Source organism: Deinococcus fonticola, from assembly GCF_004634215.1.
GTDB lineage: Bacteria > Deinococcota > Deinococci > Deinococcales > Deinococcaceae > Deinococcus > Deinococcus fonticola.
The window spans coordinates 29,894-56,062 of sequence record NZ_SMMH01000007.1; the positions used below are offsets into that span (position 1 = coordinate 29,894).

Below are 26,169 nucleotides of genomic sequence, written 5' to 3' on the forward strand. Positions count from 1 at the left end.
CACTTATTCCACGTAACTTTGAAGCATGAAAAGAACTCTGCTCACCCTGACAGTGATGGCCTGCGCCGCTCAGGCGTCCGCCGCGAATTACGCCCCGGTGCTGTGGAATTACGTGCAGGGCAAAACCCCGACGAAACCGTTCATGGATTCGTCTATTCAGGGAAATGACGTGGTCATGCGCATGTGGATGACGCCGCGCGACGTGCCCGCCGACGGCGTGATGACCGTCTATCTGCCGAAACTCAGCACGAATCACTGGATGGTGGCGCTGATCAACCCCAAGGGGGCGGTGGGCACCCTGGTGGGTTCCGGCAACCTGAAATTCGTGAAGGTCGTCACCAGCCAGAAGCGCCCGAACCAGAAGATGAACATGTACGAGATCTACGGTGGCCTGTTCGATGGTCTGTTTGTGCTGGAGGGCAACATCCGCGAGGACAGCGGCAAGACCAACCGTATGCTGATGCTGATGACGCCGCAGGTGGCCGCCGACGAGGGCAGCCCGCAGGATCTCGTCAGGAAATAGGCTTCTCGGCGGTGAACAGCACGCGCGTGAAGGCGTAGTATACGCGCTCGCCGGGAAAGACTTCTTTCAGTTTGCTCAGGTAGGTGTTCAGAAAGCGCTGGCCGTCCGTGTCGCCCAGTCCGGAGAGGTATGGGACGAGGGCGGTGCCTTTCGTCCACTCGATGAGGCCCTCCGCACCACGCAGGACGACGGGGTAAACCTTGCTGATGGCGGTGATTTTCACCGCGCCGAGGCTGTCCAGCCGTTCGGCGTAAGCGGCGGGCGTCAGCACCGGCAAAAAGCCGTGCGCCGTGCCAAAGCGTGTGAACCCGCCCAGTTCGTCGCTGAATTCGTTCGCGGTCTCGGTCAGCAGGCGGTGAGAAGCGTGGTCGTGGTTGGCAGGCACCTGCACGGCCAGCAGTCCGCCGGGGTTCAGGTGCGTCCAGAGTTGCGCCAGCAGGGCGGGGTGATCCGGAAGCCATTGCAGGGCGGCGTTCGAGTAGATCAGGTCGTACGGTTCACTCAGCCTGGCGATGTCCCCCTGGGTAAAGGTCAGGTTGGGGGCGGTTTGTGTGGCCGCTTTGGCGAGCATTTCGGCGCTGCTGTCCAGGCCTGTGACCTGCGCCTGCGGAAAGCACCCGGCCAGTTGCCGCGTCTGCTCGCCGGTGCCGCACCCCAGGTCGACGATGCGGCGGTAGTCGCGCTCGGGGATCAGGCATTGCAGGTCGCGGGCGGGGGCGCTGCGGGCTTCTTTGAAAAGGTCGTACTGCTCGGGGTTCCAGGTCATGCTTCAAGTGTAGAAGACAGAGCAAGTGTGTGTGCGTACCAGAGTAGTTACACTATCTAAAACACAAAAAACTGCCCCTGAGTGCGGCTCTTTGTAACTTATCGAGGCAACTTATCGAGTCAATGAAAAAGGTCAGTAGGGGCATAGGCCTCCACTGACCACTTCGCACGTCCTGCATTACAGGTAGTGCATCAGCACGCCGCTCAGGAGAATCAGCAGCAGAACCCGCAGCATGACATTCAGCATCTGGCCGGCCTCAGGCAGGCGCACGGGCGGGGCCGGTATCTCTACCTGGGGGGCTATCCCCACCTCGTTCACCGGCTGGAGGTGGGCGGCGGTCACGCGGCTTTCCCGGCGGCGGGCATGGGGTGCAGGCTGCCCAGCGCCGCTTTCAGGTGTTTGTACACCTCGCGTTGCAGGTCGAGGTCTTCGGGCATCTCGTACTTAAGCTGATCCATGGCCTGCACCAGGTGCGCCCCGCCGGGGCTGCGTTCATGGTCGGGCCGCGCCCACTCGGGCAGCTCGGGGGTTTGCAGCGGCTGGCGCCTGGCGTCGTCCCAGTCGGCCCACTGCTTGGGCAGGTCGTACAGGTAACGGCCGATCCCGAAATGCACCGCGCAGCGTTTCAGCGCGTCACTGCTGGCGGCCTTCAGGGTGCCCAGGTCGCCTTCGGGGGCTTCGCCGATGTCCTCGCGGGTGACGCCCAGCACGGTCAGGCGGCCTTTCACGGTGGGCAGGCGCGTGCCGGCAATCACTTCCACCTCAAACGACCAGGCGTCGGGGCAGATCGCGTCCAGGCGGTCTTGCACGGCGCGGGCGTCGATGTGCGCCAGCATCAGGGCACGTTTACGGTCTTTGCTGAACACGCCCGGTTTCCACGCCACCATGTGAGCGGGAAACGGGGCCTGGAGTCGTTTCTGAACATCGCTCAGTTTCATGGATTTAGGATATAACAGAATACCGTTACGGTCAAGGCGTAATGGTGGTGTGGCGTCTGGCGCATGGTCATTAGTAAAAGAAGGCTAAAACCTATCTGTCGTCGCTGAAAAATGCCGTCTGAAACAAATAAAAACGGTGTAGATGAACATACTCCCTGTGCTGCTTATTTCCTCCCTCCAATCATGTTGCTGGCTAAATCGGCTGCCAGACGGGTTCCTCTCGACAGACCCGCCGGCCACCCACCGCTCACCACTTACTATTCACGTATGAGCCGCACGGCGACCATCACCCGCACCACCAGCGAAACGGACATCACCGTCCGCCTTGACCTCGACCAGGCCGCTTACACCGCGCCCGCCACCGGGCACGGCTTCTTCGACCACATGCTCGACGCCCTGGCCCGCCACAGCCGCCTGGGCCTCAGCATCAGCGGTGCCGGAGACTTACATATCGAGCCTCACCACCTGATCGAGGACACCGGCATCACCCTGGGGCAGGCCCTCAGCCAGGCGTTGGGCGACCGCAGGGGGATCGAGCGCTACGGCAGCGCCTTCGTGCCCATGGACGAAACGCTGGCGCACGTCGTTCTGGATCTGTCGGGCCGCGCCCACCTGGCCTTCACGCCTGAAACGCTGGACGTGTATGGGGACGCCGGGGGCATGACGCACTACCACCTGCGCGAGTTCCTGCGCGGCTTTTGCAACCATGCCGGCGTGACCCTGCACGTCCGGCTGCTGGCCGGGCGCGAGGCCCACCACGTCATCGAGGCCATCATGAAAGCGTTTGCCCGCGCCCTGCGCGACGCCGTACAGGTCACCACGGACAGCCTGCCCAGCACCAAGGGCAGCCTGTGAGCGGGGTGCTGCTGCTCGATTACGGCGCGGGCAACATCCGCAGCGCCGCCAGGGCCCTGGAACGCGCCGGCATGAACGTGAAGGTCAGCGCCGACCCCGCCGACGTGGCGCACGCCGACGCCCTGGTGATCCCCGGTCAGGGCCACTTCCGGCAGGTCATGGAAGCCTTCGACCAGAGTGGCTTCCGTGCCCCGGTTCTGCACGCCGCGCAGACCGGCCTGCCGATCCTGGGCATTTGCGTGGGGATGCAACTGCTGTGCAGCGGCTCCGAGGAAGCGCCGGGCGTGCGGGGCCTGAACCTGATTCCCGGCACGGTCCGGAAATTCCAGCCTGCCCCGGAACTGAAGGTGCCACAGATGGGCTGGAACGCCCTGGACGCGCGCGGAGATTCCCCCATCCTGCGCGGGCTGGGGCCAGACGCCTACGCCTACTTCGTCCACTCTTATTACATTCCGCTGGACGTTCCAGTGCAGCACGGCGCAGTCACGCGCTACGGCGTGCCCTTCTGGGCGGCCCTGAGCCGGGGCAACATCCACGCCACCCAGTTTCACCCCGAGAAAAGTGGTGAGGTCGGGCTGCACATCCTGCGGCAGTTCAAGCAGAACGTGCTGGAAAAAACAGGGCCCTGAGACCGCTTGCGGTTGAATCGCTCACTTGTGGGCGATGAAACCCGACCAGCGGGAGAAGCAAAAAAGACGCGCTGCGGGAGATGAACTAACATCCGGCGCTTTTTCTGATTTCAGGGAATTGGACGCTGTGCGTCTGAGCCGGCGCGGCAGGGGAAGGCCCGGCGCCTGAACATTCAGCCCGGCCTTCCCCTGCTGCTGCTTCGTTAGCCGGCGGCTCCGCGTTCCGCCACCACCTGCGCCACGCGCGCGGCGATGGCGTGAATCTCCGTCTCGTCCTGGCCTTCCACCATCACCCGGATCAGGTTCTCGGTGCCGCTGGGGCGCAGGTTGATGCGGCCCTTCCCGGCCAGTTGCGCCTCGGCGTCCTGCACGGCCTGCTGCACGGCATTGTCCAGGGCAATGGTTTTCTTGTCGGTGACGCGCACGTTCACCAGAGTCTGCGGAAACATCACCAGGTCGTCGTGTAGGGCGTCCAGGGTGGTGCCCAGGCGCACCATGCTGCCCAGGGTCATCAGGGCGGTCAGCACGCCGTCCCCGGTGGGGGCCACGTCCAGAAACAGCACGTGCCCGCTCTGCTCGCCGCCCAGGTGCAGCTGCTTCTGGTGCAGCCGCTCGTGCACGTAACGGTCGCCCACGGCGGTGCGCTCCAGCGGGATGCCGGCCTCCTGCAACTTCACTTCCAGCGCCATGTTGCTCATGATGGTGCTGACTACGGCCTTTTCACCGCGTGCGCGGGCGTTCAGCAGCAGCATGTGGTCGCCGTGCACCATGTTGCCGCGCGAATCGACAAACAGGGCGCGGTCGGCGTCCCCATCGAAGGCGATGCCCAGGTCGTAGTCGCCTTCTTTGACGATCAGGCGCAGGTGATCCATATGGGTGCTGCCGCAGTTGCGGTTGATGTTGCGCCCGTCGGGCGTGGTGTACACCGCGAACACGTCCGCGCCCGCCGACTGGAACACCTTGGGCGCCACCCGGTAGGCCGCGCCGTTCGCGCAGTCCAGCGCAATTTTCAGGCCACTCAGGTCGGGTGCGTGAGAGCGCAGGAAGTTGGTGTACAGCCGCTCGGCCTCGGTGTAATTGGTGACGCTGCCCATGCTGACGCCCGTGACCGGCGGAAAGGTCGGCACGTCGTCGATGGCCCCCTCGATCTCCAGTTCGGTGCTGTCACTCAGTTTCTGGCCGTCCGCGCCAAAGAACTTGATGCCGTTGTCCTCGTAGGGGTTGTGCGACGCGCTGATCACCACACCCGCGTCGGCCTGCAGGTGGCGCGTGAGGTAACTGACGCCCGGTGTGGGCAGCACGCCCAGGTGAATGACGTTCACGCCCCGGCTGGTGAGGCCAGCCGCCAGCGCGGCTTCCAGCATGTCACCGCTCTGGCGGGTGTCCTTGCCGATCACGACACTGGCGCGGGGGTTACGGCGTTTCAGGACTTCTCCGGCGGCGGCGCCGAGCTGCATGACCCAGCCGGCGGTGAGGGGGAAAGCTCCGGCCACGGCGCGTACGCCGTCCGTTCCGAAATACTTGCGTTCTGGCATGATGGCTCATGATACGCCGGTGAGCACGCCGCAGAGCCTCTCTTTGGGCTCACGCTTACCTTTCCCCCAGTGAGCGGCTGGAACACTGGCAAGTGAAGAAGTTTAACCTTTCATGAACTTCTTTAGCGCCCCTGTAACGTCCCGGTGTGTTAACTGGGGCCACTCAAGCAAAAAGGGCCGGGCGGCATGATCTGGCAAACGTGGCAGCGCGGCCTCTCGTGGGCTGGCGAAGGACATGACATGAATGATGTTGGCTTCACCCCCCTCCCCGCCCCCCACTTTTCCTTCCCTGCACAGGGCCAGGGCGGCACAGAGCCAGGGCGGCGCAGCGCGGTGAGGGGCCAGGCTTTCACAGGTGCTGCGCGGGCCCCCCCCCTCGAATCCCGCGTAGCAATCCGCCGCGCCCGGCCAGCCGGTTCACGACCCCTGAACGGGAGCCAGGAAGGCCCGGTAACGCTCCAGTTCGGCGTTCAGGGCCTTTTCGAATGCGGCGGTGCGGCGCACGCCGGGAATCAGTTGCACCTCCGCCAGAAGCTCTCCCTTCTCCACGCGCAGATTGGCCCACCCCACGGCTTTCTCGGCCTGAAACACCGGCAGGGCGTAGTACCCCAGGGTGCGCTTTGGCGCGGGCGTGTACGCCTCGAAGCGGTACGTCCAGCCGTGCAGGTGCGCGAAGCGCCGCCGATCCCACACCAGCGGATCGAACGGCCCGATCAGCCGGACACCTCGCGGGGTGGGGGCATCCGGCAGCGTCCACTCCGCGGGCCACACGTAGCGCACGCCGTCCACCCTGGCCGAATGCAGCTCCTCCCTGACCGCCTGCCGGAAGGCCGCCCTGAGCTGGGTGTGCAGGTGCGGAAAGCCGAAACGCGACAGCGAGGTGAGATAACCCAGGCTGGCCTCCGGCAGCGGCCCGTATAGTTCCGCCAGCAGATGAATGGTGCGGCTCAGGCGCTTGGCTTCCGGCAGGGGGTGGTCGCGCAGGGCTTGCAGATGGGGGGCGCGGGCGTAGAGCCGCACGCCCTTCTCGCGCCGCGTCACCCGAGCTTCGCCCCGGTAGTGCAGGGTGTCCAGGGCGCGGGTGCTGGCGCTCGACTGCCCGCCCCAGGCATTGCCGACGCGCCCGCGCCCCAGCAGCGCCGTGAGTTCCTTCGGGTGCACTTCCGGGCGCCCTTCCAACAGTGCCCGCACCTCATCCAGAATCTGCGGGTGCTCACGCTCGATGCGCGTCGGCCCGACTTCACGCGGGTGCAGCAGCGCCTGCACATGGCGCGGCACGAACCCGTAGTTGGGGATCATGTCTTCCTCGGCGTCCAGCTGGGGGTAGAGGCGCTCCAGGTCACCCGCCCGGTAGCCCTTGACGCGCTGCATCAGCGTCAGGTCCTGGGCGCGGGCGGGGGCACGAATCGGGTCGGCCTGCACGAAGCCCAGGCGATTCAGGACGTCCTGAATCGGGCTTTTGGCGCCCAGGGAACGCAGGGCAGCGGCCCGCAGCAGCGCCGGAGAGAACTCGGTCATGACCGGAGATTCTGGAGCAGGTCTGCTGTGGAGCTCACCGTCATTCTCCCTGATAGGAGTTGCTGGGGGTGGCGAACAGGCCCTCTATGTCCTCGCCCAGCAGCGTGATCCTTTCTTCGGGCGTAAGGCCCACCATCACCTGGCGCAGCACCATCTCCACCGCCTGGTCGGCGCTCTCGTCCAGCGTCAGGCCGTCGAGGAGCGGCACGTTCTCGCGCAGCGCCAGCAGCTCCAGTTCGTCCTGCATCACGCGAATTTCCTGAAAGTAACGCATGTAGCGGTGCTTGGGGCGGCTGGCCGCCGTTTCCTCGTCACGCGACTCGAAGTGCCGGCGGTGTTCGGACTCGTCCGGCAGAGTCACCAGCATGGGCACCACCAGGGCGCCCGCGAACGAGTCCGCCCGCAGGTAGCCCGGCACCAGATGCACGCCCTCCAGCACCACGCTGGTGCCTTCCTCGATACTGCGGCGCACCACCCCGCTGAGGCCCACGCTGACCTGTTGCACCTGATCGCGGAAGCCTGCCAACAGCAGCGACTTGCTGGCGTGCTCGGGCACTTCCGCGCCCGGTGGCACCAATGCCTCCCAGGCGTTGAAGGTGCTGGCGTGCAGGGTCGGCAGCAGGGCCGGGGAAACCATGGCGCGCATCACCTCGCGGATCGAATCGGTGCTGACCACCCGCGCGATGCCCAGGCGGTACGCCACTTCCGCAGCCAGGAAGCTTTTGCCGGTGCCGCTGACGCCGCCCAGCAGCACCACCAGTGGGCGCGGTGGGCGGCGAATCACGCGCAGCAGGCGGTAACGAGCACTGACTTCCGGCCCCACCTCCAGCCGCAGCAGATCTTCCACCTTGGCGCGAATCTGGCTGCGGCGCACCACCCGGTCTTCACGCCCGCGCAGGTCGCGCTGGGTCACGCGCGCCACCTTACGGGCCACGTCCGGCGCGACGCCCGCCGCCAGCATGGACTGCACCAGCACGCCCTTACTGAAGGTGTTGGGCATGTCGTGATTCTCGCCCACCACCACCAGCCGCCCGCGGTTCTCGCGCAGGTAACGGTAGGTCAGGCGCAGGTGCTCGCCGTACCGCTGCCCCAGCGTCTCCTCGGTCAGGTTGTCCAGCTCCTCGGCGGCAATAGAAGCCGTGCCGCTGCACCGCAGTCGCAGATCCACCTCGCAGGCGGTGGCGTAGGCGTCCGGTGGCGAGAGGCCGGCGTCCTCCAGCGTGCGCGCCAGCACGCCGCGACTGAAGGGCAGGTGGCCTTTTTTCGCCAGCACGGTGATGTCCATGAAGGCCGGAACCTGCGCCTGCACGCGCCGCGCCACATCCTCCCCCAGCGACTCGCGGGCCACCTCCACCATCAGGGCCTGCAACTCCGCCGGGGTAATCAGGGTGCGTTTCGAGTGCCTGACCATCTGCTCGATGCGCCGTCCCAGCCCCGCCGCCACGGCCGCCGGAGCGCCGGCCGTAACCAGCGCCTCCACCACCAGGCCCCGGCTAAACGGCCAGGACTGCCGGGAGGACCCGATGTTGAGTTCCGCGTGTGTCATACCCACCCCCTGCGACCAGCCTGAGGGCGGTCAGTCTCCTCAAGGAGACGGACGTCAGAACGTCCGCCTCACCAGACGCCCCGTTTTATACACCCTGCGGCCAGCAGCAACCGTCCTGTGCCCGGCCCCTCAGCGCTTGATGGCCCCTTCCAGCAGCAGGTTCAGCGCCAGGCGCATCTCCTCCTGCAGGGGGCGCTCGGTGCCGTAAGCGCTCCAGCGCAGCGCCACCATCAGGTAGGTGTCGGCGATCAGGTTGCTGATGCGCTGCAAACTCAGGTCCGTGCGCAGTTGCCCGGCCTGGTGCATGGGCCGCAGCACCAGCTCCACTACCTTGCTCAGGGGCAGCGCCTGGTACGCCGTGCGGGCGCGTTCCGGATTGGGGTTCAAGACCTCGTAGGCCAGCGGCGGGAACAGGTCGCGTTCACGGGCGTTTTCCTCGGCCAGGCGATCCCACACCTCGTACAGCACCGTCAGCGGGGCGGCGCCGCTGGCCAGCCGCGCCTCGGCCAGGTCGCGCAGGCGCTCCATGACCTCGCTGCCGTAATCCAGCAGCACAGCTTCCTTGTACGGGTAGTAGTTGAAGAAGGTGCCGCGCGACACATTGCTGGCCCGCGCGATGTCGGTCGCCGTGGTCGTCTGGAAGCCGCTCTGCTTGAACAGTTCAATAGCCACGCCGTAAATCCGGGCGCGGCGGCGCTCCTTCTGACGTTCCCTCAGCGATGACGAATCCATGATGTCCCACCATAACGCGTGCAGTTCAAAATTGCACCGTGTGCAAGCTGGGGCGGCCCCGAGCCCATTGTGGTCGGCCCACACGCCCCGGCCTGGGCAAAATCGTGCGCGGCGGCGCGGCAACCTGCCTCAAGCATTTGACAAAAGAACGCCGTGAATTTGTTCGAGCAGCGCGGGTGAATTCAGAAGAGCAGAACGGACTTGTAAAGCTGCGAAGCAGAGAATGGAGCGCTCCGGGGTGCTGTTCCACAGCGCGCGTCATTCGGAGACTGATCTACAATGCCGCTATGGCCCGGTCATTCGATGCCGTGACGCTGCTGCTGGCCGCTGGCCTGGGCGTGGTCGGCGCGTTGACTCTCGGCCCGACGCTCGCGCCGCAGCCCCGCGTGCCGGTGGTCACACATGCGCCCCTGCCGCCCGTCCAGGCGGGCGTGAACGGCGAACCGCCCACCTACCCCTCGACTGGCAGCGTCACGCCTCTCATCTCAGGGCGCCTGAATATCAATTCCGCCACCACTGAGCAGCTCGAGGCCCTGCCGAAAGTCGGCCCGGCGCTGGCCCAGCGCATCATCGACCACCGGCCCTACCGCACCCTGGCCGACCTGGACGCCGTGAAAGGCATCGGCGAAGCCACCCTGCGGGTGCTGACCCCGCTGATCCGCTTTCAATGACGGCCAGCCCAACCCGCGCCGCCCCCCGTCCCGCTGCACTCGCCTGGCCTCTGCCCACCGCGCTGGGCGTGATCGGCGGCATTCTGCTGGCGCTGCACCTCCCGTGGGGCGGCGCGCTGATGCTGCTCGCTGCCGCGTACTTCCTGTCTATCCGCGACCTCAGACCCCTGCTGCTGGCCGCCGCCGGGGCACTGGCCGGGTACACCAGCGCCAGTGTCACGCAGTCGCGTCCCGACCCCATGACTCCCTGGCTTGGCGCCCAGGTCACCCTGAAGGGTTACTGGGACGGTCAATTCCTTAACCTCGAAGACCCCCGGGCGCGGGTGGCGCTGGCCCCCAAACCCCCGCGCCCACCCGGCCAGCTGACGGTCAGTGGTCGTCTGGAGCGCCCAAGCCCGCAGCGGACGCCTGGCGGCTTTGACCAGGCGGCCTGGTTACGCGCCCAGGGTGGCCTGTTCACGCCGGCGCCTGGCAGCGTGCTGGGCGCGGCCCGCGTGCGGGCGTACACTCCCGCTGCGGGCCTGCAGGGCTGGTTCCGGCGCGGGCTGAGTGCCGGTCTCAGTGAACGGCACGCCGCGCTGATGCAGGCCATCGAACTGGGTGACCGCAGTGACCTGGGGCGCGAGGAATTTGCAGGCGGCTACAGTGTTCGTGACGCCTTCAACCGCGCTGGCTTGGCGCACCTGATGGCCCTGTCCGGTCAGAACGTAGCTCTGCTGACGGGCGTCGTCATCCTGATATTGAGCGGCCTGAACCTGCGCCCCCCGGCCCGCTACCTCATCCCGGCGTTCCTGCTGATTCCCTACCTGTTCCTGCTGGTGGGCATGTCCCCCAGCATTGCCCGCGCGGTGCTGATGGGCTTTGTCGCCCTGATCGGCCTGGCGGTCGGGCGGGGCCGCAGCGATCCCCTCGCCACCATCGCCCTGGCGGCCCTGGTGTGCCTGCTCATCTACCCCCTGTGGCTGCTGGACATCGGCTTTCAACTGTCGTTCCTGGCGGTGCTGGGGCTTACGCTGTCAGGGCGGCTGGCCGAGCGCCTGCCTGCCAGGTGGCCGCGCGTTCTGCGCCTGGCCCTCAGCGCCACCATCCTGGCCGAACTGGCGACCCTGCCGGTGATCGCCAGCACCTTCGGGCAGTTGCCGCTGGTGGGCCTGCCCGCCAACCTGCTGGCCGAGGTGGTGATGGCCGCGCTGGTGCCGCTGGGCTTCCTGGCGGGGCTGCTCGGCCCGGCGGGCGGCCTGGTGAACTGGCTGGTCGGTCCGCTCGCCTCGCTGTTGCTGGCCCTGGCCGAGGGGTTCGGGCGCGCCCCGGTGCTGCCGTGGGGTCACCCGGGGCCCGGCGGCTTCGCCGCTTACGCCGTCGCCGCCGCGGCGGGCGTGCTGTGGCTGCTGGGCCGCGTGCGGGGTAAAGTCGCCCTGGCCGCCGCGCTGGGCTGCGCCGTGCTGAGCGCTCTGCCGCCCATGCTGCGCCCAGTGCGCGAAATCACGTACCTGGACGTGGGTCAGGGCGACAGCACCCTGGTGCGCCTGCGCGGGTTGACCATGCTGGTCGACGCGGGCGGCTCGGTCGGCAGCGACTTCGATGTCGGCACGCGCACCGTCGTTCCCGCCCTGCGTTCGCTGGGGGTTCGGAAGATAGACGTGCTGGTCGCCACGCACGCCGATACCGACCACATCGAGGGCCTCACCGGCGTGCTGAACAGCCTGCGGGTCGGTGAAGTGTGGATCGGCCAGCCCAAGCGCGGCGACCCGGTGCTGAACCGGGTGCTTCAGGCGGCGCAGGCCCAGCGCGTCCCGGTTCGCCAGGTGTCACGCGGCGACCGCTTCAGCGTGGACGGCGTGACCTTCACCGTGCTGTGGCCGCAGCGAAACATGTTTTCTACCGCCGACAACGACAATTCCATCGTCCTGACACTGGAGTCCGGCGCGTGGCGCACCGCCCTGCTGGGCGACCTGCCCGACCCGGCTGAGAACTTCCTGGGCATCGGCAACCTGGACTTGCTCAAGGCCGCGCACCACGGCAGCCGCTACAGCACCAGCGCGGAGTTTCTGCGCCAGACCACCCCCAGGAACGCCATCATCAGCGTCGGGCGCAACACCTACGGCCACCCCCACCCCGACGTGCTGAAACGGCTGCGCGAAGCCGGCGTAAACGTCTGGCGCACCGACGAACAGGGCACCATTCACTGGCCTATTCCCTGAGGTGAAGGTGGGTTCCCCTCCGGCTTCCCGACGCCGCGTGCGTTACGCTGGACGCATGACCTCTACCGCCGACTTCCTGACCCTGCTGGAACGCCTGCCCGGCAGTTACAGCGGCCCCACCCGCCCCGAACCCGGCCCGCACGCCGTGGTCGGCACCGGCGAGGGCACGCTGGCCGCCGCCCTGCTGCGCACCCTGATCGGCAGCAACTTCACTCGGGAAGGCACGCAGTTCGTGCTGTCCAGCCCCGACGCCGCCGACCCCGCCCGCACCTACGCCGAGCTGGCTGAAGTCGCCGGCGCGAACGCTCGTCGCATCAGCACCGGCGGTCAGGCCGGCGACGTCGACGTGCTGGTGCCCGGCGGGGCGCTCGCCACCTACCACTACGCCCAGGCCGTCGCGCACGCCAGCGGGCACGCCGACGAGGCCCAGGCCGCTGACCGCGCCATGACCACCCTGGCCGGGCAGTGCGCCCCGCACGTTCAGGACAACAACCCCGCCCGCGACCTGGCCTGGAGCCTGTGGGGCCGCGCCCCCCTGCTGATCGCGGCTCCCGATGCCGACGCCCTTCCCCACGCCTGGCAGCACCTGCTGGCCCGCACCGGCAAGACCCTCAGTGTACCCCTGCCCGGCGACCCCCTCGCCATCGTGACCGGCGCCTTCGAGGCCCAGCACGAGCACGGCGACGGGCGCGTTGCCCTGATCCTCGGTGACACGGATCCGGCCCTGCACATTGCCCGCGAAATCTTGGAAAGCCGCATCGACGAGATCATTCATGTGCCTTACCCGGAAGGCACCGAAGCCGGATACGCCGGGCAACTGGCCCACTGGTACTTCGCCGCCTGGGTGGCAGCGTACCTGGCCGAACGCTACCACCAGACTCCTGGCGACCCGCCCATGCTGGCCCGCGCCCAGGCCGTGCTGGCCGGAGACGACGCCGACGACCTGAGCCTGCGTGCCGACCACGAGGACGGGCGGCGCAGCCAGGTGGAAGACAACGACTGGGAGGCAGACGACGAGGCAGAGGAGAGGGACTGAGGGCGCTGGAGCGGGGCGTCCTCACCCCTCGCCGGAGTTGTCAAACCGCGCAGCAGTGAGGCCGGCTTAGAGCAGTTCTCCGTATTCCGTCAGACTTGGAAGAGCACCCCGGCTGGCCCTATTCTTCGTTCTGCTCATTTGAAGTCACTCGCGCCGCTCGGACAAAAAGGACTTCGTTCTTTTGGCAAATGCTCTACGCCTGCTTCCTGAGCAGAATGCTTTTCAGGTAGAGGCTTTCGGGGACGCTGAGGAGGTGGGGGTGGTCGGCGGGCTGGTAGGTGATGGCGACCACTTCGGCGTCGGTCTGGGCGGCTCCGGCGGCGACGCGGGCGGCGTCCAGCAGGTCGTCCACGCGGAAGTAGTGGGCGCAGGTGGAGATCAGCAGGTGCCCGCCGGGTGAAAGCATGCGCAGGGCACTGGCCGCGCCGTCGGTGAAGATGCGTTTGGCGCGCGGCACGTCGTCCTTGCGTTTGGCGAGGGTGGGCGGGTCGAGGACGATCGCCTGGAAGGTCTTCTTTTCCTTTTCCAGGGCGCTCAGCTGCTCCAGCGCGTCGCCCCATCGCAGGCCGACCTGCACACCATTCTCGCGGGCTTCGCGCTCCAGTACGCCCAGCGCCACGTTGTCCTTGTCGATGGCAGTGCTTCTGGCTCCGGCTTTCGCGGCATGCAGCGAGAAACCGCCCGTGTAACTGTAGACGTCCAGAAACGGCTGGCCGGGCTGCACCAGGCGGCGCATCAGGCGGCGGTTGTCGCGCTGATCCAGGAAGAAGCCGGTTTTCTGGGCGTCCATCGGGGCAAAGTGCAGGGTCAGGTCGTCCTCGAAGAAGGTGACCTTTTCCGGCACGTCGCCCCACAGCACGCCGGACACCAGTTCCAGGCCTTCCTTGCGGCGTTCGCCGGTGTCGCTGCGCTCGAAGGCGGAGGTCGCCCCGGTTTCCTCGCGCAGCGCCCGCAGGATCAGGTCGCGGTGGCGTTCCACGCCGGCGTTGCGCAGTTGCACGCTCAGCACCTCCCCGAACTGGTCGGCCACCACGCCCGGCAGCCCGTCCGCCTCGGCGTGCAGGACGCGCAGGGCGTTGGTATCGGCAATCCTGCCGGCGCGGCGGGCCAGGGCTTCACGCACGCGGCTGCGGTAGAAATTCAGGTCGATGTCGCCGCCGTCCCAGTTCAGCATGCGCAGCGGCGTGGCCCCGTCCGCGTTGAAGTACCCGCGCCCGATCAGGCTGCCGCCCGGCTCGCGTACGTCCACCACGTCCCCCGGCGCCAGGCCCGGCGCGGCGTCCTGAATGTCGCCGGCATGCCCGAAGGGGTAACGCCCCGCGATCCGGCGCACGGACGCGGGCTTGAGGGTCACGCTGGGGAGACGGCTTTTCTTCCCGGAGAGGTTCTTGCTCGACTGGCTCACATCCCTGAGCGTAGCAGGATGCATGGGGGCAGGCCGGGTCAAGGCTCACGGAGTGGGAGAGGGGATCAGGAACTGCACCCGCCGCCCCCGCAACTACTCCCACAGCTGCTGCCGCCGTCCCCACAGTCTGAATCGCCCCTGCCTTCGTCGGTGCAGGAATCCCCGCTGGAAAAGTCAGTGAAGGCGCCGAAGAAGCCGATGCCGCCTTCACCCCCCTGAGCCGAAGAGGGTGTCCTGCGCGCCAGGCTGGTCAGCAGGAGGGTCGCCAGGACGAAGATGAAAAAGGCCAGGAACAGCGACTGGCCCAGCAGCAGCAGGACGACCGCCAGCAGCGCCGCCACCATCACGGGCCGGAGGGCAGTTCGCCGCGGATTGGGGCGCTTGGTGCTGCGGCTCTTTGTGCTGCGGCGCTTGGTGCTGGGCTGGGCCTGCGCCGGGTCGGGCCACAGGTCGGCCGGGGGTGCCTGATGAAAGGCGGCGCGGTAAGCCTCCAGGGTGCGGGCGTACTGTTCCCTGAAGTGCCCTTCGCTGGCGGGGGTGCCGTCGCCGGGTTCGTGATGCAGCGGGGCGGGCAGCAGCGGCATAAAACGCTCCCAGTAGTCGCGCGTGAACATCAGGTGCGTGTGCCACACCTCGTCTACCACCCTGGACGGCGTGACCGGCTGCGGCGCGCTGGCCGCCAGCACCACGAAGCGGCGGTACTCGTCCAGCGCGCGCAGGGTCAATCCGCTGTCCCAGCCGTGCTCGCGTTGCAGGCGGGTCAGCAGGGCGTCCGGAAAGACGTAACTCAGGATGGGCTGCGGGTTGACAGACGGCTGACTGTTCAGGTTATGGGCGTACTCTTGCAGGATGGTCATCGTTGCCTCCAGGTGCGTCTTTTCGACTTGTTCTCGCTGCCTGTAGCGTCGGTCGAAACGGTCAGGCCGCGGTCAGCCCCTCCCCAGGAATTCCCGGCAAGTCTTCATGATTGCAGGGGATCGGTGGTGACTTTCCCCGGTTCCCTGGAGGGGTGCGGTTACGGCAGGCGGTACGACACGCCGAAGTTGAACTGCGTGGAGGTCGGGTTGGTGGTCACGCCCACGCTGAAACTGGCCTGCTTCACGTTGTACGCGGCACTGAAGCTGGGGCGGATGCTCTGGATGTCCAGTCCGGTCAGCGGCGTGCTGGCCTTCAGGGTAAAGCGGCCGTCGGGCGTGGTGTACGTCGCGTTGATCAGGCCCGCGCCGGTCAGGTCGACCTGGTACTGCAGGAAGAGGTTGCGGGTCAGGTACGACCCGACCGTGAAGGTGGCGTTCAGGGTGCCGTCGGTCGCCAGGGTGGGGGTCAGGCGGAACACATCTACGCCCAGGGCGCGGGCCAGCGTCCGCTCGACCTCGCCCAGCACGAACACGTTCAGGGCGGTTTGCAGGGCGCTGCTGCCCAGCGCGGTCAGGTTGTCCGGCAAGGAGGCCAGGTTGGGCACGCCCGTGGCGACCAGCGCGTACAGTTCGGCCTCGTTGTAGGCGTTGCCGGTACTGGGGTTCACGCAGCTCTGGTCGGTGGTGCCCGCGCAGGTCAGGGCCGTGTTCAGGTACAGCACGTTGGGCCGCCCGCCCACCGTGCGGAAATCCCCTTCCACCTTCAGGGTAATGGGCACGCGCTGCTGCGTGGTGCTGCTGGGCACGGTGCCCTGCGCCAGGATACGGAAGGTGGGGTACACGCCGTCCCCGGCGAAAGTTACGTTGCCTTCGGTGATCTGGAATTCGTTCTCGCGCAGGAAGATGCTGCCGCGCTGCGACTCTATTTTTCCCTCGATGCGGGGGCGTGCGCCGGTGCCACTGATGGTCAGGCCCTGCGTGCCGAACTCGGCGCGGGCCAGGTTCTCGTCCACGCGGATGCCGCTGGGGGCGGTCAGGCGAATGTCCTCCAGCAGCAGACGCTCCAGCAGCGGCAGGGTGCGGCGGACAGCGTCCGCCGGCTCGCCCGGCGTGGGAAAGGTCGTGAACTGCTCGGGCAGCGGACTGTTGAAGTTGTTGACGGGCGTGTCCTGCTGGCCGCTCACGGCCCCGTTTTGCGGGGCGGGAATGGTGCTGGGGGCGTTCACGCGGCCCAGCGTCAGGCGGGCGAAGTCGGCGGCGCCGGACACGTGAATAAACTGCCCGTCGTCCACCGCCCGCAGGGTGCCGGTCAGGGCGCTTTCCTTGGCGTACACGGCGGCCAGTGGCAGGTTGTAGTTCTGGGCGTTCAGGTTCAGATCCAGGCGCGGCGTCAGGGTGCCCGAGAGCATCAATGCGCCCGCGCCGGTTACGGGGTTGCGGCTGACGCTCTGGGCGCTGAGCGTCCAGGCCTCGCCGTTTTGCTCGATGGTGGCGGTGGTGTTCGGCAGGGCGCCCAGAGCCTCGGGGGCCAGCAGGCCGCTGAATTTCAGGCGCGTACCGCTGAGTTTGCCCAGCGTCAGTTGCCCGCTCAGATCGAGGGTGCCGTCGGTGGCCACGGTGCCGCCGGTCAGGATGCGCCCGCCCGCCGTGAAGGCCCCGCTGTCCGGCAACTCCCCGGCGAACAGCGGCACCTGCACGCTGAGGCCGGCCAGGCTGCCCTGCACGTTCTCGGCCCGCAGCAGCCCACGCGGCTGGTCGTAGGTGCCCGCTGCACTCAGGCGCACGGTGCCTTTCAGGCTGGGTTCCAGGCCTGCCAGACCCGGTACCAGGCGCAGCGCCGGCGTGAAGGTCGTCCCGGTAAAAACAGCGTTCAGGTCGACTTTCTGGCGGGTGTACTGGCCGCGCACGTCCCAGGTGCCCGCGCCGGACAGTTGCACGTTCACGTTGCGCAACTCGCGGTTGGCGTAATCCAGCGTGCCCGTTCCCGTCAGGGTTTCCGTGACCGGGGAAGTCGGGGGCGTGGCAGACGTACCGGAGGCCGGGGTGTTCGCTGTTTGTACGGGCACAGTTTCCACAGGTACAGTCTCTACAGGTACCGTGCTGACGCGAATGCGTTCGGCCACGACGTTCACGCTGCCGGCTGCCGGGTCGGCCAGCGGGAAACGGAAACGCGCCAGCCCGGTCACGATGCCTTCGCCGGGGTTGGTATCGGTGAGGGCACCGACCAGGGCGCCCAGCGGCAGGGCCCGCAGGTTCGCCTGCCCGAACACCTCCGAGCGGGCGTCCAGCCCCGCCGTGAATTCCGTTTCGCCCAGGAAGCCGCGCAGACGCCAGCTGCCGGTGGCCTGCGTTCCCTCGATGCGGGCCGGCAGCGTTTTCGGCCCCAGTTTCAGGGCATTCGACTGCAGGAAGAAGGTGCCGCCCCCATCGTTCAGGTTGGCCTCGCCACTGACCCTGCCGCTCAGGCCCGGCGCGACGTTCAGGCGCTCGATGTCCAGGTCGTTCAGCACCGCGCGGGCGGTGTAGCCGTCGCCGGTGGGCCTGAGCGCCACAATGTTTTGCAGCGCCGGGAGGATGTCCGCGATGCCGCCACTGGCCGTCAGGGTGCCGCGCCCATTGCCGAGGCGCCCGCTGGCATCGAAGGTCTGGCCGTTCAGCGTCAGGGTGCCGTTCACGGTGGTGGACTGCCCGGACACGCTCAGCACGTAATTCGTAGCACTGACCTGACCACGCAGACCGTTCGTATCGGCGTTCAGGTTGACCAGTACGCTTCCCTGATCCTTGCGGATGGTGCCGCCCAGCGTGCCGGCCCAGCGGTTTTCGCCGTTCACCTTCACCTGCGTGGCGTTCAGGTTGAGCGTGCCGACATTCAGGTTCGCGCTGGCCTGAAGCTTCGGCACGCCGGCGGCCAGGCTGACCTGCCCGGTGATGTCGCCGGCGGGCTGCAAACCCACCACCGGCACTTCCTGCGGCGTGGTGAAGCCCTTCACCGTGAAAGCGAGGTTGCCGTTCTGTGCCTGCGTATTCAGTACCCCGTTCGCGGTCACGATCCCGTTCAGGCCCTTCACGTCCAGCGTTCCCAGGTTCAGGCCCGGCAGGTTCACGCCCAGTTGTCCGCTCTGCCCCGCAGCGTCCATTTTCCAGGTGACCCGCCCGGAGGCGGTGCCATCGCTCACGTTCAGGTCGGCGTTTTCACGGCTGGCCGTCCCGGAGGCCCGCCACTCGCCCCGGCGCACGCTGAGCACCACCTGCGGATCAGCCAGCGGCCCGCTGGGCGTGAGGCTCAGGCTGAGTTCCGGGCGGGTCAGGCTGGTCGCGCCACTCCAGCGCCACTCCCCGGCCGCGTCCGGCTGGATTTGCACCGCCCCGCTGGCGGTGGCGCCGGGGCCATCCACCAGGCGGATATTTACCAGCTTCTGGCTGGCCACGATGCGTGCCTGGGCGCCCAGCACCCCGGCCTGGCCGGTCAGCAGGGGTTGTGCCAACGGCCCGCTGACCTTCAGTTCGGCGGGTTGCGTCAGCAGACCGTTCGGCCCACCTGTGACGCGGGCCGTGCCGTTCCAGCCTGTTTTCTGACTGGCCTGCACGTTCACGCTGCCCGTGAAGCCCTGCGTGGCGACGTTACCACTGGCTTTCAGCAGGGCCTCCCGGTAATCGACTTTCAGGGTTCCCTGCACCGCGCCCACGCTGGTCAGCGCCAGGTCGGCCACACCGTTCAGGTTCGCTGTGCCGCTGGCCCGCAGGGTGCTGCCGGCCGCCTTCACGCCAAAGTCGGTCAGGGTCAGGGTGCGCCCGTTCAGCGTCCCGACGGTTTGCGTGCCCTGCCGCAGCGTTCCGGTCAGGTTCTGAAGCGTTCCCGTGACCGTTCCCGTCGTGTCGAGCAGCGTGACCCCCGCCACTTCCGCGCCCACGGTGGTGATGGAGCCAGCCAGCGTCGGCGCGTTCAGGAGGCCACCTAGAGTCACCGCCACGTCTGCCTGCCCTTTCGACCCGTCCACCAGCGTCAGGGGGTTCAGGTTCAGGCTGCCGCTCAGTTTCGGAATCAGCGTCGCCGTGCGGGTCAACTGAAGATTCCCGCGGCCAAGCGTGCCGGCGTTCAGGGCGTACCCGCCGCGCCCGTCTCCGGTGAGGCGCACGGGGGAGGCCAGGCCGTCCACCTTCGCCTGCACCGTGCCGCTCAGGTCGGGCCACACGCCGGACAGGTTCACGTCCGCGATATTCTGAGCGCGCCGAACCGTGCCGTACACCTTCGTCCGCGCAGTGCCCTTCTGGAAATCGAAGGTGCTGGCCTCGGCGTACAGCGTGCCGGTCGTGCCGCCGTTCAGGGTGGCGCGGGCGCTGAGTTGCGGGTCACGCCCCCGGCCACTGACGGTCAAACGGGCGGCCAGGTCGCCTGTCAGGACATTCAGGTTGCCGCTCAGGAACGGGTCGCTGGCCTGGCCCGTTAGCGTCACGGTGCCGTCTGCTTTGCCGGTGCCGAAGGACGCCGCCCCCGGATAATTCGTGGGCACGCCGTTCACCTGCACGTTCAGTCCGGCCGGCATTTCGCCCACCGCCGAGATCAGACCGCCGCGCAGCGAGCCGCGCAGGTTCGCCTTCAGGAGTTCGCCGCGCGGTTGGTACTCGGCCGAGCCGTACAGGCTGAACGGCCCGGCCTGCGCCTGGGTGCCTTTCAGTTTCACGTTCTGCAAGGTGAGCCGTTCCGGCCCGCCCGCCGCGCTGCCCCGCGCCTGCACAGTTCCGGCGAAGGTCAGGTCAGCCACCCCGGTGCTTTCCGGCAGCAGCCGTGCCAGATGCAGGGGGGCAGATTTGAGGGTCGCGTCGTACCGTCCGTTTCGCAGCGTGGCCGAACCCGTGACCTGGGGGCCGTTCAGCGTGGCGTCCACATTCCCGGCGGCGTAACGGGCGTTCAACTGTCCGCTCAGTTCTCCGGCGCTATCGGTCAACTGACCGGCAAAAGTCGCCTCGACCCGGTTCCAGGCTGGCCCGCCGAGCGTGGCGGTTCCGCTGGCCTGCAGCTGTCCGGCGCGGCCCCAGAACGCCCCGGCATCCAGGCGCGTGACGGTGATGCTTCCCGCCGGTTTCAGCGGCAGGTTCGCGGGCAGCACGGCGTTGAATCCGGCCTGTTTTTCCCTGATTCCCAGCGTGCCGGTGGCCGTCAGCGGCCCCTGGCCGGTGAAGATGGCGTCCAGCGGCCCGCCCGGCACGTCGCCGGTCACGCGCAGGTTGCCCAGCCAGCCGCTGCGGGCATTCCAGCCCAGCGGCCCGCGCAGGCGCACGTCGTTCTCGCCGCTGGCGTAACGGGTGTTAAGGTTCAGGCTGGCGTTCTGCAACCCCGCCACCGCGCCGCTGTCGAGCTGGCCGCGCACGGTTCCACTGACCTTGCCGCCCGTGAACTCCGCCTTCCAGGTTTTGCCGAGCAGCCGGGCATTCAGGGTGGTGGCGGCGACGTCCAGCCCGTTCACGGCGCGGCTCAGTTTCCCGGTCACGCTCACGTCAGGCCGCGAGAAGGTGCCCGTCACCTGCGCGGTGTACTGGCCCGGCAACACGTCCCGCACGTCGGCGCGGGCCTTCAGGGCCAGGGTAGGGAAGAGGTTCCCGCTGGCGGTCACGTTCCCCTGCGCCAGGTTGGCCTGCGCGTCCCGCACGCTCAGCACACCGTTCTGGAAGCGGGCCGGGGCGCTGAAGTTCACCCCCGCCGCCTCGCCGGAAGCCAGCAGGTTCAGGTTCGCCAGCGTGCCGCCAAGGACGGCGTTAACGCGGCCTGCGGTGTTCGCCAGCGGGCGCAAGTCCGGAACGTTCAGCGTGCCGCTGGCCTTCCAGGCGGCCAGCCCCGCGCCGCCGCTCCTGTTCAGGGCGATGTCCAGCGCCGCGCCCGCGAAGGAGCCCGCCGCTTTCACGCTCGACGTGTTCCCGGTCAGGCCATTTGCCCATGCCGTGACGTTCAGCGGCTGGTTTTGCACCGTCCCCTGTGCCCGCAGGCGAATGGTCTGTGCCGCGTCTCCCTGCAAGGTGGCGTTCACGCGGGTTCCCGTGCCCCCGACGACCTGCAAGGTGGCGTTCGCCCGCGGGTAAATCGGCCCCAGCAGGCGCACGTCGTATCCCTGCAGGGTACTGCTGAGGTTCGCCGCCAGCTGCCCGCCGCGCAGGGTCACGCGGCCCACCGCCCGCTGGCCCTGCAGGGCGATATTGACGCCCGCCTGCCCGGTGGCGCGGCCGAACTTCAGTTCGGGAACGTTCAGGTCGAGGTTCACGCGCCCGCCAGCGCCGTCCAGCAGGGGGCGCAGGGCGCGGGCATCCAGGGTGGCGCCCCGCACCGACAGGTTTTTGCCATCGAACTGCACCGGGAGGCGTGAGCCGGGGTGGGTCAAGGCCCCCTGCACCTGAACGCCGCGGCGCCCATTCACGCTGCGCCAGTCCACGTGGGCGTTCAGGCCCAGCGGCTCTTGCAGGTAACGGGTCTGTTGCAGGGTCAACTCCGCGCCGGTGGCCCACACCTGCGCCACCAGCCGGCCCGGCTGCACGTAAGCGCGCAGTTTTTCCGGCAGCACACCTATGAACGGCGCGAGGCGGGCCGACAGCGTGCCTCCCAGCGCAGGAAGCACCTGCACGCGCCCTTCCAGCGGGCCGGACGGCAGCGCGGCCAGGGTGTTTCCACCACCGACCAGCGTGAGCCTGCCCACCTGCTTTCCAGCGGCCTGCGTCTGCAAGGCGTAGGCGAGGGCGGCGCGGCCCCTCCACTGCCCCCCCTGATAGACCAGCCCGGCAATGTTCGCCCGGGCGCCCGTCAGCGAAGCGCTCAGCGGCAGCGTCTGGGCCGGAACGATGACCCCCAGTGCAGGTGAACCGAAGCGCTGGGCTTTCAGGTTCACCTGCCCGCGCAGGTTGGCCGCACTGCCGGACGCCTGCGCCGTGAGGTAAGGCCCACTGACGCGCACGTTCAGGTCACTGACGGTCGCGGGCAAGATCAGGCGGCCGCTGGCGACTACGTCGTTTCCGGCGAAATTCCCGGTGGCGCGCAGGCGTCCGTTGGCCGCCACCACGGTCAAAGGCCCGGCTTTCAGCGTTCCCGTCAGCAGGCCCTTCTGGGCGCTCAGCGTTCCGTCCAGCGTCTGTCCGGCCAGGGTCAGGCGCTCTGCGGTCACGTTCAGGTTGTCGAACCCGTTCAGGGTCACGCGGGCCTGACCGCCCCGTGGGTCGCGCAGCAGCACCGTGCCGCGCGGGTTGGCGCCGGTGCCCTGCACCTTCCCGCTCACGATCAGCCTTTCCTGGCCGGGGATGGTCAGCGGGCCGTTCACTTCAATGTCGTAGCGCCCACCCGGCAGCGAGGCCGTTCCTGTACCGCGCAGCCCCTGGGCGTCGGTCAGCAGGACGTTCAGGCGACTCCAGGGGCCACTGGCCGCCAGGGTGTACTGATCCAGCACGCCGCGCACGTCCACCGCGCCCTTGAAGCCCGGCCCCCAGGTGGCGCGGCCCTGCACCTGCCCGCTCTGCCCGAAGGCCGTGAGGGCCTGGCGCCCGGCCACGCGGGTCAGGCCCGTTTTGCCGTCATAGGTGGCACGGAGGTTGCCCCAGGTGCCGCTGGCGCTGAGGCTGGGCGTCAGCGCGGCGCGAATGTTCACGGCCTGCGCCGGCACACTCACCCCACCGAACGCCAGTGGCCCGGTGCGCCCGGTCACACGGGCGGCCAGCGAACCGTAAGGGCCGTTCACTGCCAGGTTCAGCTTCTGGTTCTGGTAAGTGACCGTGCCGCCGGTCTGCACCTCCGGGTACACCTGCCCGGAAAGGCGGGCGGTGGGGCGCGCCCCGTTCACGTCCGGCAGGGTGGCCGTCAGGTTCGCCAGCACCCGCCCGAAAGGGTCTGCTCCCGCTGCCCGCGTCAGTGTCCCACTGACATTCGCGCCGGAAGTCAGCACGCTGACCCGCGCCGTGCCGCCCTGTCCGGCCAGGTTCAAGTCCAGCGTGCCGCCCAGGTCTTTCAGGGGCAGCAGGGGACGCAAGGCGGCCAGGTTCACGCGTCCGCTGGCGTTCAGGTTCGGGCCGTTGAGCACGCCGGACGCCGTGTCTCCCAGCGTGGAGACAGTGAAGCGCACGCCGTTCTGCACACTGATGGCCGCGCGGATGTCCGTGCCTTCCAGCCTGGCCGTGGTGCGGTAAGGCGCTTTCAGGAACGTGTCGGCCACGACGCTCACGCCGCCCGCCGTGCCGCGCAGGCTGGCCTGGTCGCCCCTGGCCTGGGCGGTCAGGTTGTACCCGTTTCCGCTGGCCCGCAGCGTCCCGAAGGCGTTCAGCTGGCTGTCCACGCGCACGTCCCCACTGACCCGCGCGCCCACCGACAGCGGCAGGTCGTTCGCCTGCACGCGGACATTCTGGCCCTGCCACGACAGCACCTGACCGCTGGGGCGGAACTCGCCGCGGTTCTCCCTGAAATTCAGGCTGAGCGGGCCACTCAGGCGGCGGGCAATCCCCGGCACGTCCGCCTGCACGTTCCCCGCGAGGTTCCCGCTGTTGAGGTCGAGGCGCCCGGCACCACTGGCCGCCGCGCCCGCACCTGTCAGTCCGCGCACCTGCCAGGTGCCGCGCAGGTTGCCGTCGAGGTTCACGCCCAGGTGGCCCACGTTCACGGCGGGGCCGCCCACGTCCAGTTGCACGGGGCGCACGGTCTGCACGTTCAGGCGCGTGTTGGCGCCCGTTCGCACGGCACTGATCTCCACCAGGCCGCTGAGGTTCTTCGTGGGCAGCACCGGGGCCAGGGCCGCCAGGTTGACGCGCCCGTTCACGTTCACGCGCTCCCCGTCGACGACGCCGCGCAGGGTGTCGCGCCGGGTGCTGAGCGTAAAATTCACCCGCTCGTTCACGCTAAGGACACCGCGCACGTCCGTTCCGGGAATGGACACGGTGGTCAGGTAGGGGGCCTGAAGCTGCGCGTCCGCCTGCACCGGAATTCCCGCCGCCGTGCCGCGCACCCGGGCGGACTGGCCCAGCGCGGTGGCGGTCAGGTCATAGCTGCTGCCCAGCACGCGCAGGTTCCCGAAGGCGTTCAGCCTGCTGTCGACGCGCAGGTTCCCGCTGAGCCGCGCTCCGCCCGCCACGGCGAGCCCCTTGACCTTCAGGCCGAACTGGTCTCCTTGCCATGTCAACACCTGCCCGCCCGGGCGGAAGGTGCCGCGCTGATCGATGTAATTCAGGTTCAGCGGCCCGCTGAGGGCCTGCGGGATGCCCGGCACTTTCGCCTGCACGTCCCCGGTCACGTCGCCGCCCGTGGCGTCCAGACGGCCGCGGCCGCTGAGGGTGACACCCGCGCCCGTCAGGTTCCGCGCCTGCCACGTTCCCCGGAACTGCTTGTCCAGATTGAGCTGCACCGTGCCGAAGTCAGCGGTGACGCCCGTTTTCGTGAGGCGGGCCGTGCCGCTCAGCGGGAACGGGCCAGCCGCGCCGTTCTTGACCACTGCTGTGAGGTTCTCCGGCGTGCCCGTCAGGGTAATGTCCGCTTTGGCGGCGGCGAAGGCGGGGCTGAAGGTGGCGGCAAGCTGCTGCCCTTCCAGGTCGAAAGTGGCGGCCAGTGGCCCCCCCAGCCCCCGGCCGCGCAGGGCGACGAGGTTCGCGTCATTCATGCTGGCGGCGATGTCCAGCGGTTTCCCGGCCAAGTCTCCCTTCCAGGTGGCGCTGCCTTTGCGCCCGAAGGCCCACTGGCCTTCCAGTCTCTGACTTCCGGAGAGGCCCGTGTCGGCGCTGAAACTCAGGTCGTTGGTCTGGGGGGTGCGGTGCGTGTCGTTGTTCAGCAGGGTGTATTCGGCCTTGGCGTTGCTGAAGGGCACGCCCGCCAGGGTTCCTGCGCCCTGCGCGTAGGCTTTCACACGAATGGTGCTCCAGCCGCCCGCCGTGACGCGCAATTTCAGGTTGCCCTGGCCGGTCGTGTTCAGGGAGCGCGCCAGACCCGCCACCGTGGGCGTGGCGTCCGCCGAGACCGTCCAGTTCTGCGCTTTCAGGTCGACGCCGCCCTTCGCCGTGACCGGGCCGTCCCAGCCCGTTCCGGCGAGGTTGAGGGTGATGCGGTCGCCCCGGTGCAGCGCCGTTCCCGTGACGTTCTTCACCGTGACGAACTGCGCTTCCGGTACGCGCAGCAGGCCCCGGTACAGTTTCACGTCGCCCTGAATGGGGCCGTCCCCGAAGACGTACTGCCCGCGCAGCCAACCGGCCTCGATGCCCTTCCAGTAATCGCGGGCAATGCGGGCGTCCGCGTCGAAATGCACCGTGAAGCGGTTGGCCCCTGCGGCGGTGTCGGCCACCTGCACCTGCGCACTCAGCGGACCTTCGGGCGTGCGGCCGTGCAGCAGAATCTTTCCACTGGCATCCCGGCTGATGCGGGCGGTCACGCTGGGAATATTCGCGCCCTGTCCGTCGACGTTCAGGCGCGTGTTCTGCACGTTCACCTGGTTGACGATGATTTTCCAGCCGCCCCCGCCACCACCGGCAGGCTGGCCCGTGCCGGACATCAACTCTTTCAGCTTCAGGTTGACGGTGGCGTCGTTCACGCTGACGTTGATTCGCGCTGTCCTGGTGAAGGGGTTGGCCGACACCACCGTCACGTTTGCCCGCCCGGCCGTGGCGGTCAGTCCCGGCAGGTCGATGGCCGCGTCCGAGAGGGTGGGCGACCACAGGGGGCCCCTCACCCGCCCGCCCTTGACCCCGACCTGCTCGCCCAGGCGCCCCAGGATCTGGTTGCCGAACAGCGCCGGGGAGTACGCCGCCACTGCGCCCAGCGCCAGGCCCGCGCCCAGCAGCACCCACGGCCACTTGCGCGCTTTTCGGCGGCGTGGGGCAGGTGAGGGTGGCGGCGTCAACTCTGGCGAGCCAGGACGCGTCATCGCGGCCCCTGGTCAATGGGGCAGGTCTTCACGGGCAGGGGGAATTGTGCGGCATGGCCCGGCATTCGTCCGCCCATCTTACCCGTAAA

Annotated in this window: 16 protein-coding genes; 6 read left to right on the forward strand and 10 right to left on the reverse strand. The window is 68.2% G+C overall.

Annotated elements, in window-relative coordinates; translation table 11 throughout:
• The first annotated feature begins 25 nt into the window (after positions 1-25).
• Positions 26-523: a hypothetical protein gene (locus tag E5Z01_RS05925; RefSeq protein ID WP_135228526.1), complete on the forward strand. Its 498-nt coding sequence runs from the start codon at positions 26-28 to the stop codon at positions 521-523.
• Here E5Z01_RS05925 and E5Z01_RS05930 read toward each other — a convergent pair.
• The 3 genes from E5Z01_RS05930 to ddrA all read right to left on the reverse strand — a co-directional run bounded on the left by E5Z01_RS05930 (position 513) and on the right by ddrA (position 2,227).
• A complete protein-coding gene (locus E5Z01_RS05930; protein ID WP_135228527.1) occupies positions 513-1,289 on the reverse strand; it encodes a methyltransferase domain-containing protein in 777 nt (258 codons plus the stop codon). The genes E5Z01_RS05925 and E5Z01_RS05930 overlap by 11 nt on opposite strands.
• 177 nt (positions 1,290-1,466) lie before the next feature.
• Entirely contained in the window at positions 1,467-1,631 is a 165-nt protein-coding gene (locus tag E5Z01_RS19415) for a hypothetical protein (RefSeq protein ID WP_167757790.1), read from the reverse strand.
• Entirely contained in the window at positions 1,628-2,227 is a 600-nt protein-coding gene (ddrA, locus tag E5Z01_RS05935; protein ID WP_119765866.1) for a single-stranded DNA-binding protein DdrA, read from the reverse strand. The genes E5Z01_RS19415 and ddrA overlap by 4 nt, the downstream gene beginning before the upstream one ends.
• Before the next feature lie 267 nt (positions 2,228-2,494).
• Between ddrA and hisB the strand changes: the two genes are divergently transcribed.
• Together hisB and hisH are read left to right on the forward strand one after the other, a co-directional pair.
• Positions 2,495-3,082: an imidazoleglycerol-phosphate dehydratase HisB gene (hisB, locus tag E5Z01_RS05940; protein WP_135228528.1), complete on the forward strand. Its 588-nt coding sequence runs from the start codon at positions 2,495-2,497 to the stop codon at positions 3,080-3,082.
• Entirely contained in the window at positions 3,079-3,711 is a 633-nt protein-coding gene (gene hisH, locus E5Z01_RS05945) for an imidazole glycerol phosphate synthase subunit HisH (RefSeq protein ID WP_135228529.1), read from the forward strand. Before hisB ends, hisH begins: the two co-directional genes overlap by 4 nt.
• 203 nt (positions 3,712-3,914) lie before the next feature.
• On the opposite strand, the gene glmM is transcribed toward hisH, so the two are convergent.
• The 4 genes from glmM to E5Z01_RS05965 all read right to left on the reverse strand — a co-directional run bounded on the left by glmM (position 3,915) and on the right by E5Z01_RS05965 (position 9,042).
• Positions 3,915-5,246 (reverse strand): phosphoglucosamine mutase, encoded by a 1,332-nt coding sequence (gene glmM, locus E5Z01_RS05950; RefSeq protein ID WP_135228530.1) that lies wholly within the window; start codon positions 5,244-5,246, stop codon positions 3,915-3,917.
• Positions 5,247-5,663: 417 nt separating this feature from the next.
• Entirely contained in the window at positions 5,664-6,764 is a 1,101-nt protein-coding gene (locus E5Z01_RS05955) for a DNA glycosylase AlkZ-like family protein (protein ID WP_135228531.1), read from the reverse strand.
• Between the two features lie 40 nt (positions 6,765-6,804).
• Positions 6,805-8,310: a 2-phosphoglycerate kinase gene (locus tag E5Z01_RS05960; protein ID WP_135228532.1), complete on the reverse strand. Its 1,506-nt coding sequence runs from the start codon at positions 8,308-8,310 to the stop codon at positions 6,805-6,807.
• Between the two features lie 129 nt (positions 8,311-8,439).
• Positions 8,440-9,042, reverse strand: coding sequence for a TetR/AcrR family transcriptional regulator (locus tag E5Z01_RS05965; protein ID WP_119765872.1), 603 nt, complete (start codon positions 9,040-9,042; stop codon positions 8,440-8,442).
• A gap of 287 nt (positions 9,043-9,329) precedes the next feature.
• Between E5Z01_RS05965 and E5Z01_RS05970 the strand changes: the two genes are divergently transcribed.
• The 3 genes from E5Z01_RS05970 to E5Z01_RS05980 are packed head-to-tail and all read left to right on the forward strand — an operon-like array spanning position 9,330 to position 12,950.
• Positions 9,330-9,713, forward strand: coding sequence for a ComEA family DNA-binding protein (locus E5Z01_RS05970; RefSeq protein WP_135228533.1), 384 nt, complete (start codon positions 9,330-9,332; stop codon positions 9,711-9,713).
• Positions 9,710-11,914: a DNA internalization-related competence protein ComEC/Rec2 gene (locus E5Z01_RS05975; RefSeq protein WP_135228534.1), complete on the forward strand. Its 2,205-nt coding sequence runs from the start codon at positions 9,710-9,712 to the stop codon at positions 11,912-11,914. Before E5Z01_RS05970 ends, E5Z01_RS05975 begins: the two co-directional genes overlap by 4 nt.
• Positions 11,915-11,969: 55 nt before the next feature.
• Positions 11,970-12,950, forward strand: a complete 981-nt coding sequence (locus tag E5Z01_RS05980; RefSeq protein ID WP_135228535.1) for an SIS domain-containing protein — start codon at positions 11,970-11,972, stop codon at positions 12,948-12,950.
• Positions 12,951-13,143: 193 nt separating this feature from the next.
• Here E5Z01_RS05980 and E5Z01_RS05990 read toward each other — a convergent pair whose 3' ends face one another.
• The 3 genes from E5Z01_RS05990 to E5Z01_RS06000 form a co-directional block, all read right to left on the reverse strand.
• A complete protein-coding gene (locus E5Z01_RS05990; RefSeq protein ID WP_167757791.1) occupies positions 13,144-14,379 on the reverse strand; it encodes a class I SAM-dependent rRNA methyltransferase in 1,236 nt (411 codons plus the stop codon).
• A 41-nt stretch (positions 14,380-14,420) separates the two neighbouring features.
• Entirely contained in the window at positions 14,421-15,212 is a 792-nt protein-coding gene (locus E5Z01_RS05995) for a glycine-rich domain-containing protein (RefSeq protein ID WP_135228536.1), read from the reverse strand.
• Positions 15,213-15,370: 158 nt separating this feature from the next.
• A complete protein-coding gene (locus tag E5Z01_RS06000; protein ID WP_135228537.1) occupies positions 15,371-26,080 on the reverse strand; it encodes a translocation/assembly module TamB domain-containing protein in 10,710 nt (3,569 codons plus the stop codon).
• Positions 26,081-26,169: the final 89 nt, after the last annotated feature.